The 14,530-nt window shown below is 68.1% G+C and carries 10 protein-coding genes and 1 pseudogene; 8 read left to right on the forward strand and 3 right to left on the reverse strand.

What is annotated here, in order from left to right; translation table 11 throughout:
• Positions 1–251 precede the first annotated feature (251 nt).
• The 5 genes from secA to frr all read left to right on the forward strand — a co-directional run bounded on the left by secA (position 252) and on the right by frr (position 6,791).
• Positions 252–3,074, forward strand: coding sequence for a preprotein translocase subunit SecA (gene secA, locus D7V80_RS35325; RefSeq protein WP_120592284.1), 2,823 nt, complete (start codon positions 252–254; stop codon positions 3,072–3,074).
• 355 nt (positions 3,075–3,429) lie between these two features.
• Positions 3,430–4,410: a 30S ribosomal protein S2 gene (gene rpsB, locus D7V80_RS35330; RefSeq protein WP_120592285.1), complete on the forward strand. Its 981-nt coding sequence runs from the start codon at positions 3,430–3,432 to the stop codon at positions 4,408–4,410.
• Positions 4,411–4,588: 178 nt separating this feature from the next.
• The gene (gene tsf, locus D7V80_RS35335; RefSeq protein WP_120592286.1) at positions 4,589–5,242 is read left to right on the forward strand and encodes a translation elongation factor Ts; all 654 of its coding nucleotides are present in this window, start codon (positions 4,589–4,591) and stop codon (positions 5,240–5,242) included.
• Between the two features lie 201 nt (positions 5,243–5,443).
• Positions 5,444–6,187 (forward strand): UMP kinase, encoded by a 744-nt coding sequence (gene pyrH / locus D7V80_RS35340; protein WP_120551956.1) that lies wholly within the window; start codon positions 5,444–5,446, stop codon positions 6,185–6,187.
• A 52-nt stretch (positions 6,188–6,239) separates the two neighbouring features.
• Positions 6,240–6,791 carry a ribosome recycling factor gene (gene frr / locus D7V80_RS35345; protein WP_014395057.1) on the forward strand — a complete coding sequence of 184 codons (552 nt, stop codon included), beginning with the start codon at positions 6,240–6,242 and terminating at the stop codon, positions 6,789–6,791.
• Positions 6,792–6,869: 78 nt separating this feature from the next.
• Here the strand turns inward: frr and cyaY are convergent, their stop codons facing one another.
• On the reverse strand, positions 6,870–7,202 hold the full coding sequence (gene cyaY / locus D7V80_RS35350; protein WP_014395058.1) for an iron donor protein CyaY: 333 nt from the start codon (positions 7,200–7,202) through the stop codon (positions 6,870–6,872).
• Between the two features lie 17 nt (positions 7,203–7,219).
• On the reverse strand, positions 7,220–7,762 hold the full coding sequence (locus D7V80_RS35355) for a histidine phosphatase family protein (RefSeq protein ID WP_120592287.1): 543 nt from the start codon (positions 7,760–7,762) through the stop codon (positions 7,220–7,222).
• A gap of 183 nt (positions 7,763–7,945) precedes the next feature.
• Here D7V80_RS35355 and D7V80_RS35360 point away from each other — a divergent pair, with 183 nt between their 5' ends.
• Entirely contained in the window at positions 7,946–8,632 is a 687-nt protein-coding gene (locus tag D7V80_RS35360) for a hypothetical protein (RefSeq protein WP_120592288.1), read from the forward strand.
• Here D7V80_RS35360 and D7V80_RS35365 read toward each other — a convergent pair whose 3' ends face one another.
• Positions 8,633–12,412, reverse strand: coding sequence for an FAD-dependent oxidoreductase (locus D7V80_RS35365; protein ID WP_120592289.1), 3,780 nt, complete (start codon positions 12,410–12,412; stop codon positions 8,633–8,635). It abuts the gene before it with no gap.
• Between the two features lie 136 nt (positions 12,413–12,548).
• Between D7V80_RS35365 and D7V80_RS35370 the strand changes: the two genes are divergently transcribed.
• Complete coding sequence (locus tag D7V80_RS35370; RefSeq protein ID WP_233585958.1) at positions 12,549–13,484, forward strand: class I SAM-dependent methyltransferase; 936 nt, start codon at positions 12,549–12,551, stop codon at positions 13,482–13,484.
• Positions 13,485–13,501: 17 nt separating this feature from the next.
• Positions 13,502–14,530: pseudogene (locus D7V80_RS35375) on the forward strand (hypothetical protein); the annotation flags it as partial.

The raw sequence follows: 14,530 nt of genomic DNA on the forward strand, positions 1-14,530 counted from the left end.
GGCGCCTGGTCGGCGGGGGCCCGGGGAGGAGCGGCCGGAAGAACTCTTCGCGGCGCGGGGACGGTGAATCTGCTTAGGGGACATTGCGTGGACTCGGTTCCGCTTTACTCTGGGCCACCGCGCGCCGGGCGGCCAGCCGAGAGGAAGTTTCGGGGGGCGCGCGTGGTTTTGGTCTGGTTCTCCCTTACATCTCCTGGGAATTCCCTTCACTCGCCGCGCTCCTTCGTGGATCCTCCGGCGAGAGAGCCAACATGATTGAATGGACGCTAAAGAAGCTCATCGGGACCAAGAATGAGCGCGAGCTCAAGAAAGCCCGCCTGAAGGTCGCCCGCATCAACGAACTGGAAGGCCGCATGAAGGCCCTCCAGGACGATGACTTCGCGCGCGAAACCGCCCGGATGAAGCAGGAGATCGCGAACGGCAAGCCGCTCGACGACCTGTTGTTCGAGGCCTTTGCCCTCACCCGCGAGGCGGCGCGCCGGGTCATCGGCCAGCGTCACTACGACGTGCAGCTCATCGGCGGCATGTTCCTTCACGAGGGCTGCATCGCGGAGATGCGCACCGGTGAAGGCAAGACGCTCACCGCGACGCTGCCCTCCTACCTCAACGCCCTGTCCGGCCGCGGCGTTCACGTCGTCACCGTGAACGACTACCTGGCCCGCCGCGACGCGGAGTGGATGGGCCGCGTCTACAAGTTCCTGGGCATGACGACGGGCTGCGTGCTCCACGAGCTGTCCGACAAGCAGCGCCAGGAGGCGTACCGCTCGGACATCACGTACGGCCAGAACAACGAGTTCGGCTTCGACTACCTGCGCGACAACATGAAGTTCCGTCTGCAGGACTACGTCCAGCGCGAGCTCAACTACGCCATCGTCGACGAGGTGGACTCCATCCTCATCGACGAGGCCCGCACGCCGCTCATCATCTCCGGTCCCACCGAGGACAGCACCGACAAGTACTACCGGGTGGACCAGGTCATCCCGGGCCTCGTGCCGGACCAGGACTACACCCTGGATGAGAAGCACCGCTCGGTGGCCCTCACCGACGACGGCATCGACAAGCTCCAGAAGCGCCTCAACGTCGGCAACCTCTACGACCCGGGGGAGATCGAAACCCTCCACCACGTCGAGCAGGCCCTGCGCGCGCACACGCTCTACAAGCGCGACAAGGACTACGTGGTGAAGGACGGCGAGGTGCAGATCGTCGACGAGTTCACCGGCCGCCTCATGCAGGGCCGCCGCTGGTCCGACGGCCTCCACCAGGCCATCGAGGCCAAGGAAGGCGTGAAGATCGAAAACGAGAACCAGACGCTCGCCACGGTCTCGTTCCAGAACTACTTCCGCATGTACTCCAAGCTGTCCGGCATGACGGGCACCGCGGACACGGAAGCCGAAGAGTTCGCGAAGATCTACAACCTGGACGTGCGCGTCATCCCGACCAACCGTGCGCCGCAGCGCCGCGACGACCAGGACGTGGTCTACAAGACGGAGCGCGAGAAGTTCGAGGCCGTCGCCGCCCAGATCGAGGAGCTGCACAAGGCCGGTCAGCCGGTGCTCGTGGGCACGGTGTCCATCGCCAAGAGCGAGGTGGTGTCCAACTTCCTCAAGAAGCGCGGCGTGGCCCACAACGTCCTCAACGCCAAGGCGCACCAGCGCGAGGCGGACATCGTCGCGCAGGCGGGCCGCAAGGGCGCGGTCACCATCTCCACCAACATGGCCGGCCGCGGCACGGACATCCTCCTGGGCGGCAACGCGGAGGTCATGACCAAGAGCGAGATGGGCCCGCCGCCGGAGCCGCCCGAAGCGGTCGACGGCCAGCCGTTGGATCTCACCGCCTACCAGGCGGCGCTGGCGGACTACGAGAAGCGCTTCGCGACGGTCAAGGCCAACAACGAGGAACTCACCAAGCGCGAGCGTGAAGAGGTCATGGCCGCCGGCGGCCTCTTCATCATCGGCACGGAGCGCCACGAGTCCCGCCGCGTGGACAACCAGCTGCGTGGCCGCGCCGGCCGCCAGGGTGACCCGGGCGCCAGCCGCTTCTTCCTGTCCCTCGAAGACGACCTGATGCGCATCTTCGGGTCCGAGCGCATCCAGATGCTGATGGAGCGCCTGGGCATGGAGGAGGGCGAGGTCATCGAGCACGTGTGGCTCTCGCGCGCCATCGAGGGCGCGCAGAAGCGGGTCGAAGGCCACAACTTCGACATCCGCAAGAACCTGCTCGAGTACGACGACGTGATGAACCAGCAGCGGCGCACCATCTACAAGCTGCGCCGCCAGGTGCTCGCGTCGGGCGCGGGCATCCCCCTCGTGGAGTACGAGGAGGACCTGAAGACGCGCGTGAAGACGCGCTCCGAGCGCGTCATCTCCTGGGCGGACTTCCGGGAGATGGTGCTGGACGCGGTGGAGGACGTCGTCGTGTCCATGACGGACACCTACGCCCCCACGCGCAGCTCCGACACCTGGGACATCGCCTCGCTGTCCAACTCCGTGAAGGAGTCGCTCAACCTGGAGATGTCCTTCGAGGGCGTCGGCGACCGCGACGAGCTCCAGGAGCAGATCTACGCGGCGGCGGAAAAGGTCTTCACGGCCCGCGAGCAGGAGTTCGGCGAGGACTTCATGCGCTTCCTGCAGTACCGGTACCTGGCCACCATCGACCAGCTGTGGAAGGACCACCTGCTGGCCATGGACCACCTGCGCCAGGGCATCGGCCTGCGCGGCTACGGCCAGAAGGACCCGAAGCAGGAGTACAAGAAGGAAGGCTACTCGGGCTTCATCCAGATGCTGGGCGCCATCAAGACGCAGTTCGTCAGCCAGATGATGCGCGTGCAGGCCCGCTCCGCCTCCAACGCGGCGGAGGAGACCGCCCGCATCCAGCGCCAGCTGGCCCAGCAGCAGAAGCAGGCCGTGGCGGGCCGCGCGGACGCCGAGGGGAAGCTCGAGGAGGCCACCGCCACCCCGGTCGCCCAGCGCGAGGCCGCGGCCGGCCCCAAGCCCGTGGGCCGCAACGAGCCCTGCCCCTGCGGCAGCGGCCGCAAGTACAAGAAGTGCCACGGGGCCAACGAAGCGAATCCGTAGGCCGCTGAGCACCTGCTGGAAGCGCCCTCCGGCGCGGTCGCCCTCCCTGGAAAGGGGAGCGGGGGCCGCGCCGGTCGTCTTCCTGGCTGGCTGGAGGGGAGGGGAGCAGCCTCCGGAGGGTGGGACCCGGACGGACGGTGTGCCGAAGCTTGCGCCCCTCTCAAGCGTTCTGCTAAGGACGCCGCGCCCCGTTATGTAGAGGGGCCGGGCTTCACCGCCCGAGGCAGTCGGCAACACCGCAACACCCACTACTCACACGCGTGTCACCGGTCCCCGGTGCCCCTCCACGGTGGAAGGGCCAGGACTGGCAGCTGTCTCAACGCGCGTGGCGGAACAACCGGAAGGTACACGCACCATGGATACCCAGCAGGATACGCAGACCCAGGCCCAGGCGATGGCCGCCGCGAGCGGCATCACGATGCGCCAGCTCCTCGAGGCCGGTGTTCACTTCGGCCACCAGACCAAGCGCTGGAACCCGAAGATGAAGCCCTACATCTTCGGTGCCCGCAACGGCATCTACATCATCGACCTGCAGAAGACCGTGACCATGGCCCGCGCGGCCTTCCGCTTCGTGGCGGACATCACGGCGCGCGGCGGGTCCGTGCTCTTCGTCGGCACCAAGAAGCAGGCGCAGGACGTCATCCAGGAGGAGGCCGCCCGCGCCGGTCAGTTCCACGTCACCAGCCGCTGGCTGGGTGGCACGCTGACGAACTTCAAGACCATCAAGCAGGGCATCGACCGCCTGAAGACGCTCGAGAAGATGGCCGAGGACGGCACGTTCGAGGTGCTGCCCAAGAAGGAAGTCGCCCAGCTGGAGCGCGAGCGCGAGAAGCTGGAGAAGAACCTGGGCGGCGTGAAGAACATGGCGAAGCTGCCCCGCTGCGTGTTCGTCATCGACCCGAAGAAGGAGCACATCGCCATCCACGAGGCCACCCGCCTGGGCATCCCGGTGATCGGCCTGGTGGACACCAACTGCGATCCGGACGGCATCGACTTCGTCATCCCGGGCAACGACGACGCCATCCGCTCCATCAAGCTCTTCACGTCGAAGATCTCCGACGCGTGCCTCGAGGGTGCGGCGCGCTACCGTGCGTCCGGCGCCGCCGAGCGCGACGAGCAGGAGGAGCGCGAGGGCCGTGACGACCGCGGCGACCGCCGTGACGACCGCCGGGGTCCGCGCCGTGGCGACCGCCGCGATGACCGCCGTGACGACCGCCGGGGTGGCGGTGACCGTGGCGGTGAGCGCCGCGGCCCTGTCGTGGAGATGAAGGCCACCGCGGCCCCCACGGAGCAGGCGCCCGAGGGTGGCGGCGAGAGCACGCCGGCGGCGGAGTAACCGCCCGGCCTCATCGCCTCCCATCGCGGTATCCGGAGTTCGGCCGGGCGGCACCTCTCAAGGCCCGCTGTCCGGCCGTCTCCATTTTCTACGTCCTTGGCATCAGTACCCAGAACCCCAGTCCTCCGCCCCCTGCGCACGCCGCCGGGCTCGGAGCCGATGAAGAAAGAGACACGACATGGCTGAGATCACCGCCCAGATGGTGAAGGACCTCCGCGAGCGCACCAACGCGGGCATGATGGACTGCAAGAAGGCGCTGGCCGAGTCCGGTGGCGACTTCGAGAAGGCCGCGGAGTGGCTGCGCAAGAAGGGCATCTCCAAGGCCGAGGGCAAGGCCGGCCGCGTCGCCGCCGAAGGCATCGTGACCTCCTACATCCACGGCGGCCGCATCGGCGTCATCGTGGAGGTCAACTGCGAGACGGACTTCGTCGCTCGCAACCCGGACTTCCAGGAGCTGGCGAAGGAAGTGGCCATGCAGATCGCCGCGGCCAACCCCAAGTTCGTCCGCCGCGAGGAGGTCCCCGCCGAGGCGATGGACAAGGAGAAGGAGATCCAGCGCGAGCTGCTCAAGCAGCAGGGCAAGCCCGAGGCGATGCTGGAGAAGATCCTCGTGGGCAAGATGGAGAAGTACTACGAGGGCGTCTGCCTGGTGGACCAGCTCTGGGTGAAGGACGACAAGAAGAAGGTCGGCGAGATGATCAACGAGCGCGCCGCCAAGATTGGCGAGAAGGTCTCCGTGCGCCGCTTCGTCCGCTACGAGGTGGGTGAGGGCATCGAGAAGAAGAAGGACGACCTGGCCGCCGAGGTCGCCAAGACGCTGGGCCAGGCCTAAGCGCCTCTCGCTGGACCGCAGCTCCCCCGGGGCCGCGTGACTGGGGCTCTTCCTCTTGTGGGGAAGGGCGCCGGGAACGCGGCCCTTGGTATTCCAGGACCCGCTTTCTTCGCGTCCGTCCGCCCGGCATCTGACGGTGCGGCGCGCGTCACGACTTCCGTCGTTGCCTGGGCGCGGGGCGGGGGATAGAAGCGGTCGCGTATGTCCGAATCCACCTCTCCCTACAAGCGCATCCTCCTCAAACTGTCGGGCGAAGCCCTGATGGGCGAGGGGAAGTACGGCATCCACCCGCCCACCCTCACGCGCATCGCGGAGGAAGTCGCGGAGCTCTCCAGAACGGGCCTGGAAATCGCCCTCGTGATTGGCGGCGGCAACATCTTCCGCGGCGTCGCTGGGGCCACGGAGGGCATGGACCGCGCGAGCGCGGACTACATGGGCATGCTCGCCACCTGCATCAACTCCATGGCGCTGCAGGACGCGCTGGAGAAGCAGGGGCTGAAGACGCGCGTGCAGTCCGCCATCAAGATGGAGCAGATCGCCGAGCCCTACATCCGCCGGCGCGCCGTGCGGCACCTGGAGAAGGGCCGCGTCGTCATCTTCGCCGCGGGCACGGGCAACCCCTACTTCACCACCGACACGGCCGCGTCGCTGCGCGCGATGGAAATCAACGCGCAGGTCATCCTCAAGGCCACCAAGGTGGACGGCGTCTACAACGCGGACCCGAAGAAGGACCCGACCGCGAAGCGCTACCGGACGCTCACGTACATGGACGTCCTCAAGCAGAACCTCAACGTGATGGACTCCACGGCCATCTCGCTGTGCATGGACAACAAGCTGCCCATCATCGTGTTCGACCTGGGCACGCGCGGGAACATCCAGCGCGCCGTCACGGGCCACGGCGAGTTCGGCACCGTCGTCGGCGCGGCCGAGACGGTCTGGGCCTAGAGACGCCACGGACGGGACTGACAACAACCCCACTTCTGACAGGAGACGCACAATGGCTGACGCGGCGGATCTGAAGAGCCGTATCGACAAGTCGGTGGAAGACCTCAAGCGGGAGCTGGCCAAGGCGCGCACTGGCCGCGCGAACACCAACATCCTGGACGGCATCAAGGTGAACCAGTACGGGACGCCCACGCCGCTCAACGGCGTGGCCAGCATCAGCGCCCCGGAGCCCCGCCTCATCGTCATCAAGCCCTGGGACAAGGGCGTGCTGAAGGACATCGAGAAGGCCCTCCGTGAGGCGAACCTCGACGTCAACCCGATGAACGACGGCGAGATGATCCGCCTGCCCTTTCCTCCGCTCACCGAGGAGACGCGCAAGAAGATCGCGAAGCAGGTGAAGGAGAAGGGCGAGGAGCACAAGGTCGCCATCCGCAACATCCGCCGCGACGCGAACGAGGCCCTCAAGGCTCAGCTGAAGGACAAGAAGATCACCGAGGACGACCTCAAGCGCCGCACGGACGAGGTCCAGAAGGCGACCGACGCCGGCATCAAGCAGGTGGACGACCTGGTCGCCAAGAAGGAGAAGGAAGTGATGACGGTTTGAGCCGTCTCACCCCTGGAAGCCCGTGGCCTTCAAGCCACGGGCCTCCTTCCGGACTTCAGAAGGAACCCAGACGGGCCTTCAGGACGGATAGACGAGCGGCTCGCCGGTGAGGTGCCGCACCACGTCCGAGACGAAGGCGAACAGCTCCAGCCCCTTGCCCTTGTCGTCCTTCCAGGCGCGGGTGGCGTCGTCGTGGCTGAAGTGGATGCCCTGGCCCTGGCCGGCCACCCAGATCTGCCACACGGCGCGCTGGGTGTTGATGATGCACTTCTCGCCGGACGCGGCCGTGAGCGTCACCTTGTCACCGGTGGCTTCGGCTTCCAGCACGTCCGGGTCGAAGGTGTCCGCGGCCGCCAGGATGCGCTTGAACGCGGCGGCCACGAGGGAATGGTAGCGGGCTTCGTCCATCATGGCCGCGCTCCCGGACGTCACTGGATGACGTCGAGGACCTGCTGGCCGGGGGCGGCGTAGAACAGGAACTTCAGGTGCTGCGCCGGGGGGTTCTCCCCCTTCTCACCGGGCACCTGGTCTTCCGTGCTGGTGGGCGTGTCCGGCCACTCCATGGCGATGACCGTGCCCGGGTTCACCGGCTTGGGGAAGGACTGCATCCCCAACAGGTGCGCCGCCAGCGCGCCCATGGAGGGCTGGTGGCCCACCAGGACGAGGTTCTCGTCGGAGTACTCCTTGAGCACGGGCTCCACCGCGCCCACCGGCATGTCCGGCAGCAGGCAGCGATGCACGCGCAGGAGGCCTTCATGCTTCACGGAGTAGGAGAGGATCTGCGCCGTCTGCACCGTGCGCACCAGCGGGCTGGTGAGGATGAGGCTGATGGGCCCCATGCGCTCGGACAGCGACGCGAAATGCGCTGCGACGTTCGTACGGGCCTTCGCGGTCAGCGCGCGCGCCTCGTCGCCGAGACCCTCGGGGATCTCCGCGTCCGCATCGCCGTGCCTTACCAGGAAAATCCTCAAAGTCCCTCCACCGATCGCGACAGGACCGCGGTTCGTACATGACCGTGGCCCGGTTGGTCAAAGGTAATGAGTCGAATGTTCAGTGCCCGGAACAGCCTGCCCATCGCGGGCGTTCGGGAACCGCCGTTCGCGGGGCCAGCCGGAGCATACACTGGCCACCCATTGGCGGTTACGGGAGGTGGCATGCGCAAGTCGTGGGGGTGTCTGGCCGTCGTCCTGGCCCTGTCCGCCTGTCGCAAGGACGCGGCGGAAGGCCCGGAAGGGGGCGGTGACGCCAGGGAGACGGTCGCCCGCCTGGAAGGTGGGGAGGCCGGTGAGGCCGGCGAGGACGTGCCGTCCGGTCCCTACACCGTGACGAAGGAGAAGCTGGAGGCGTACGTCGGCTATCAGCGCAAGATGCTGGAGGTGTACGGGTCTCTGATGCGCAGCCTGCAGGACATGGGGCCGCTCCTGGACGCGGGCACGCCCCAGGCGATGGAGAAGGCCAAGAGCGGCCTGAAGCTCATCGAGCGCAAGGCGCAGGCGGAGTCCGACGCGCGCCAGGCGGCGGGGCTGTCCACGGACGAGGTCAACCGCATCGCGGAAGTCGTCACCGCCGTCATCAGCCAGCGGCAGATGGGGCGCACGCTCCAGTACGAGGAGGAGCTCAAGAAGCTGGAGGCGCTCCAGGCCCGCATGCCGGAGGAGCAGCAGAAGGAGCTGGCGCCGCAGGTGGAGTCCATGCGGCTCCAGGTGGAGACCTTCCAGAAGCTCCCGGAGGCGCGCCGGGAGTTCGGCGACGCCAACGTGGACGTGGTGCTGTCCCGCGAGGCCGACCTGACGAAGAACTATCAGGACATGCTCAAGGCCTTCGCGGGCGTGCGGCGGTAGCTACACCCGCTTGAGCTGGGGCGCCTTCTTCAACAGCTGCGCGAGGAAGGCGTCGCCCTGCTTCTCCAGCACCGTGTTGCCGCGCAGACGCTGGTTCAGGTTGACGAAGTCCACGTGATCCAGCCGCTGGTCCTGGTTGTAGCAGGAGAAGACCCACGTCTCCTTGCCGGTGACGGGGTCCACGTGCCGCTGGAGGCACTGGGCGCAGATCTCCTTCATCATGCACTGCATGGGGGAGTTGATGGACCCGATGGCCTCATGCCCCGGCTTGAGGAACTGCTGGAGCACGCCGTGCCGCGCCTCCGCCACCGCGCGCATCATCCGGTCCGAGCCGATGGCGATGATGCGGTCCACCTCGCTCAAGGAGATGACGGGCTTCACGCCCAGCCTCCCTTCCGCGTACGCCACCATGGCCTGCACCACGTTGCCCCGGAAGGCCGCGTCCTGTGCACGGCGCACGTCCAGGAGGTCGCCGGAGTCCACGGACCAGATGACCTGGTCGGTGCCGGCTTCAATCTCATCCTGCTTGAACGAGTCCGACTTCAGCCGGTAGCCCGCGAAGTACACCACACGGCAGCCCGCGGCCTTGAGCGAGCGCGCGATGGAGAAGAGCACCGCGTTGCCCAGGCCGCCGCCCACCAGCACCACCGTCTCGTTGTGGCCAAGCTCCGTGGGCGCGCCCGTGGGGCCCATCAGCACGACGGGCTCGCCGGGCTTGAGCGCCGCGCACAGGCGTGAGGAGGAGCCCATCTCCAGCACGATGGTGCCCATCAGGCCCTTCTCCTTGTCCACCCATGCACCGGTGAGGGCCAGGCCCTCCATGGTGAGGCGCACGCCGTCCACGAGCGGCGCGTTCCGCTCGAAGTTCTGGAGCCGGTAGAACTGGCCGGGGGCGAAGTGGCTGGCGGCGAAGGGCGCCCTCACCACCACCTCCACGATGGTCGGCGTGAGCCGGTTCACTCCGACGACGGTGGCGAGGAAGGCCTCGTCCAGCTTCGCGAAGTGGGCGGCGCGCTTCGACTCGCGCGCGTCCTGCGCGGCCGTGTCGCTGAAGTCCAGGCCCGCGACCTCCTTCGCGAACAGGCGCGCCACCTGGGGATGGCCGTCCTTCGCGCTGGCCATGGCCTTCACCACGTTGCCCGCGTAGGTCGGGTGGTTGTCGCCGTAGAAGGACACGAAGCGGCCGTCGCGCTGGTAGGACGTGAAGAAGCCCACCTTCGCCTCGGGGTCCTCCTGGGCCTCCACCGGCTGGAGCTTGAAGCCGCTGCCGTCCTCCACCAGCTCGTGGCCCTGGAAGTACTCCTTCGCTTCGTCGAGCTGGAAGGTGCCCGGGTACTCCTTCTCGTAGGTGACGTTGGGGGACGTGCCCGCGGCCACGCAGACCGTCTTCGCGGGCAGCTCGAAGAGCTGGCCGCTTCCCTTGAGCTTGCCGTCCACCGTCACCATGCGCTCGAAGCGGATGGCGCGCACCGCGCCCGAGTCGTCCTGCAGCGCCTCCGTGGGGCTCATCCGTTCGATGAAGCGGATGCCCTCCTCCAGCGCCTTGGACACCTCTTCGTGGTTGAGGCGGTAGGCGGGGGACTCCGTGAGGCCCCGGCGGTACACCAGGCTCACGCCGCCCCATGCACGCACCAGGTGGATGAAGTCCGGAGCACGGCCTTCCGCGTGGGCCTTCTGGCGCTCCGCGCGGATGGCGCGGCCGTGCTCCAGGAAGGTCTGGTAGGTGGCGCGCTCTTCTGCGTCCAGGCGCGCGAGGACAGAGGCCTCACCCAGGTCCGCCACCAGCTTCTCGTGGCGCTCCAGCGTCTTCTCCACCTGCACCGGGTAGTACGCCATCAGCTCCGTGGCGGTGTCGATGCCGGTGAGGCCGCCGCCGATGACGATGGCGGGCAGCTGCACCTGGAGGTTCGCCAGTGAGTCGCGCTTGAAGGCGCCCGTGAGCTGCAGCGCCATCAGGAAGTCGGATGCCTTGCGGATGCCCCGGATGAGGTTGTTCTTCATCCCGATGATGGTGGGGCGGCCCGCGCCCGCGGCGATGGCCACGTGGTCGAAGCCCAGCTCCCATGCGTCCTCCACCGTCAGCGTGCCGCCGAAGCGGATGCCGCCGTAGATGCGCATGCCCTCCCTGCGCGCGAGCGTCAGGTGGATGAGGGTGAGGAAGTTCTTGTCCCAGCGCACGGTGATTCCGTACTCGGACACGCCGCCGAAGCCCTCCAGCACGCGCTCGTCCAGTTCGCGCGTCAGCTTGCTCCAGTCGCGGATGGGCTGGAGCGCGTGGCCGTTGCGGCCCACCAGCTCGTCGGGGAACGGCTCAATCTTGAGGCCGTCCACGCCGGTGACGGCGAACCCTTCGTTGAGCAGGTAGTGCGACAGCGTGTAGCCGGCGGGGCCCAGGCCCACCACCATCACGTTGCGGCCCACGTAGGGCAGGGCGTACGGACGGCGGATGTTGAGCGGGTTCCAGCGCGTGAGCAGGCCGTGGATTTCGAAGCCCCAGGGCAGCTCCAGCACGTCCGTGAGCGTGGCCGTCTCCGCCAGCGGGATGTTCACCGGCTCCTGCTTCTGGAAGATACAGGCCTTCATGCAGTCGTTGCAGATGCGGTGGCCGGTGCCCGCGCACATGGGGTTGTCCAGCGTCACCATGGCCAGCGCGGCCACGGAGTCTCCCTCGCGCTTGAGCGCGTGGGCTTCGGAGATGCGCTCGTCCAGCGGACAGCCGGTGAGGGGGATGCCCAGCGGGTTCTTCTTGAACGAGTGCCCCTCCGCCACCGGGTCCTTCGCGGGGAAGCCCTTGCTGCACGAGTCCTTCTGCCGCTCGTGGCAGATGACGCAGTAGTCCACCTCGTTCATCACGTCACGCGGGGTGCCCCGGCGGTCGGTGAGCTTGAAGCCGTCGCGGTGGCGCAGGTGGTGCTCCAGGCCCTCCGTCTTCTCCTCCAGCTGGGCGTCCGGGCGCTGCAGCTGCACCAGCTGGTCGAACACCAGCGGCTTGGGCAGCCTGAGCGTGGCCCAGGTGTGGAAGAGGGCCTTGGTCTCCGGGTGCAGCGCGCGGGCGTACGTCCACCGGTCCGCCAGCGACAGCAGCGCGCGCACGGCCTGGAGCTCCGCCGCGTCGTCGCCCTTCGTCACCAGGCTGGAGCCGAACGCTTCCATGCCCTCGGGGGTGGCGGTGAGCGCGGCGCGCAGGGCGGCCCAGCGCTCGCGCAGGGCGGGGGCGCGCTCCTGGTTCGCGGGCGGCAGGTTGCCGGAGTAGAGCCGCTCCAGGTCGAGCAGCGTGAGGATGGACTCCGCGAGGCCGCGCTCCAGGTCGCCGTGCGCGAGCGCGTCCGGGAAGCCCAGCCGCATGAGCAGGCGCATGCGCTCGTCCAGCGACGGGAACTCCGCGAGCGTCGGGCGGTCCTGCGCGCCCTTCTTGAAGACGCGGCGCGTGATGAACTCGCGCTTGAAGTCGAAGAGGGGCAGCTCGCCGCGCAGATGACGCGCCAGCCGCTCGGACTCCGGCGTGATGCCGAAGAGCGTGGCGATGAAGCGCGAGACGTGACGGGCCACCTGGATGAGCAGCTCGGATTCCGCCGGGCCGGAGAGGCTGGTGCCTCCGGACCCGCGGTAGGTGTCAAAGGCCTGGAACAGGTCGGGCGCATCGCCCTGGAGTCGCGCGTCGAAGCGCTCCGCCAGCCGGCGCAGGCCACTGGGGCGGTACAGGTCTTCGAAGGAGAAGCCCGGGAGGCCCAGCTGGAGCGACGGGGCAGGGGCGGAGACGGGGTTGTTCAAGGCGCGCATGTCACGAGACTTCGAGCGGGATGGGAGGCAGGCAGCTTAGGGCCTGGAGGCTGTCGGGTGCGATGGACGTCATGGGCCGGATTTGCCCTGCCCGACGTGTTGAGGCGGTGGGCCTCTGCGGCTACGGTGCGCCGCCATGATGGACAACGCCGCTCGTCGTGCCTCCGAACCGCACCTGGCCCCCGTGCCGGATGCCTGTTACCTGTGCAGGGGAGGGCGCCTGCGGCTGCGTCACCGGGCGCGCGGCGGAACGCAGGCCCAGGGCGCGGCGGCCTACAACTGCACGTCCTTCGGCCACCGGAGCCACCCGCCCATCTGGGGCTGCGAGGACTGCGGGATGATGTTCCAGTGGCCCCTCCTGTCCCCGGACACGCTGCTCCAGGCGTACCAGGACGTGGAGGACCCGCTCTACGTCGCGGAGAAGGACAACCGCTACCACACCTTCCGCCGCGTGCTGCGCGAGCTGGGCCCGGCCCAGGACCGCACGCTGCTGGATGTGGGGGCCTACTGCGGCTACTTCCTGGACGTGGCGCGCGAGGCGGGCTTCCGCCCGGAGGGGCTGGAGCTGTCGCGCTGGGCGGCCGGCAACGCGCGGAGCCTGGGCTTCACGGTGCACGGCGTCCCCCTGCGGGAGCTGGCGGCGAAGGGCCTTCAGTACGACGTGGTGACGCTGTGGGACGTGGTGGAGCACTTCGCGGATCCGCGCGAGGAGCTGAAGGCGGCGCTGGAGCTGGTGCGCCCCGGAGGCCGCATCTACCTGTCCACCATCGACGCGGGCAGCCTGCTGGCGCGCCTCATGGGCGGGCAGTGGCCGTGGCTGATGGACATGCACCTCTTCTATTTCGGCCGCCGCACCCTGGCGATGCTGCTGGAGGAGGTGGGCTTCCGCGTCACGGACGTCCGGACGTACACGCACATCATCTCCGCGGACTACCTGCTGCGGAAGGTGGGCGCGAGCTTCACGCCCTCGGCGCCGGTGCTGGAGCTGGTACGGCGGGGCGTGCCGCCCAGCTGGTCCATCCCGTTCAACCTGGGCGACAACATGCTGATGGCCGCCGAGCGCCCCCTCTAAAGCCGTCCCTCGCGCCTATGTCCCCCTTGATGCGGCGGGTGCTGCACCCGCTGGTGCTGCTCACGTTCTTCGCGCTGTCGGCGTTCCACACCTGGCCGCTCGTGTCCCAGATGAAGGGACACGTGATGGGCGGACGCGAAGACGTCTACATGAACATGTGGCACCTGTGGTGGATGCGGCAGGCCCTCTGGGTGCAGCCGCAGAACCCCTTCTTCGCGCCCCTCCTCCACTGGCCATTGGGTGCGGAGCTGTACTGGCACACGCTCGCGCCCGCGAAGACGCTGTGGGGCGTGGTGCTGCTGCCGTTCATGTCCGTGGAGACGGCGTACAACGTGGTGCTGTTCGGCTCGTTCGTGCTGACGGGCTACACGTCGTGGCTGCTCTTCCGCTACCTGCTGGAACGCGCGGGCCATGGGCCCTGGCTCGCGGCGGCTGCGGCGCTGGCGGGCGCGTGCGTGTTCAACTTCTCGCGCTACCACCTCACCCACGCGACGGCGCACCTGAACCTCTCCGCGCTGGAGGGGCTGCCGCTCTACCTGCTCTTCTTCTTCCGCTGGCTGGACGAGGGCAAGCGCAAGTGGCTGGTGGGGCTGGCGCTGTGCGCGTTGTACGTGCTGCTGTGTGACTACTACTACCTCGTCTACATCGCGCTCTTCTCGTTCCTGTGGGTGGTGGCGGAGCGGTGGAAGCGGGGGCCGCTGTTGTCCGTGGACACGTGGAGGGATCCGCTCGTGCGCCGGGCGGCGGTGGCGGGACTCACGGCGGGGCTCGCGTGCGTGCCGCCCCTGGTGCCGCTGCTCCTGCATGCGTTCCCCGCGCCGCTGCAGATCCACCACGGGGACTCCGACTACTTCACGGACCTGTACGCGTTCTTCATTCCGGACACGCGCTCGGCCTGGATGTCGGAGCTGCCCGCGAAGGCGCGTGAGTTCTCCCTGAACGTCATGCGCATGAAGATGTCCACCAACGCGGAGGAGACCGGCACCTTCCTGGGCTGGCTGACGCCGCTGCTGGCCGTCTTCGCGCTGTGGCGGGGCGTGCCGGAG

The sequence above is a fragment of the Corallococcus sp. CA054B genome (assembly GCF_003611625.1).
In the GTDB taxonomy this organism is placed as follows: domain Bacteria; phylum Myxococcota; class Myxococcia; order Myxococcales; family Myxococcaceae; genus Corallococcus; species Corallococcus coralloides.

Bases quoted from the DNA above. Each gene is read 5' to 3' on its own strand.
- secA (WP_120592284.1), top strand. From the start codon at position 252: ATGATTGAATGGACGCTAAAGAAGCTCATCGGGACCAAGAATGAGCGC.
- rpsB (WP_120592285.1), top strand. From the start codon at position 3,430: ATGGATACCCAGCAGGATACGCAGACCCAGGCCCAGGCGATGGCCGCC.
- tsf (WP_120592286.1), top strand. From the start codon at position 4,589: ATGGCTGAGATCACCGCCCAGATGGTGAAGGACCTCCGCGAGCGCACC.
- pyrH (WP_120551956.1), top strand. From the start codon at position 5,444: ATGTCCGAATCCACCTCTCCCTACAAGCGCATCCTCCTCAAACTGTCG.
- frr (WP_014395057.1), top strand. From the start codon at position 6,240: ATGGCTGACGCGGCGGATCTGAAGAGCCGTATCGACAAGTCGGTGGAA.
- cyaY (WP_014395058.1), bottom strand. From the start codon at position 7,202: ATGATGGACGAAGCCCGCTACCATTCCCTCGTGGCCGCCGCGTTCAAG.
- D7V80_RS35360 (WP_120592288.1), top strand. From the start codon at position 7,946: ATGCGCAAGTCGTGGGGGTGTCTGGCCGTCGTCCTGGCCCTGTCCGCC.
- D7V80_RS35365 (WP_120592289.1), bottom strand. From the start codon at position 12,412: ATGCGCGCCTTGAACAACCCCGTCTCCGCCCCTGCCCCGTCGCTCCAG.
- D7V80_RS35370 (WP_233585958.1), top strand. From the start codon at position 12,549: ATGATGGACAACGCCGCTCGTCGTGCCTCCGAACCGCACCTGGCCCCC.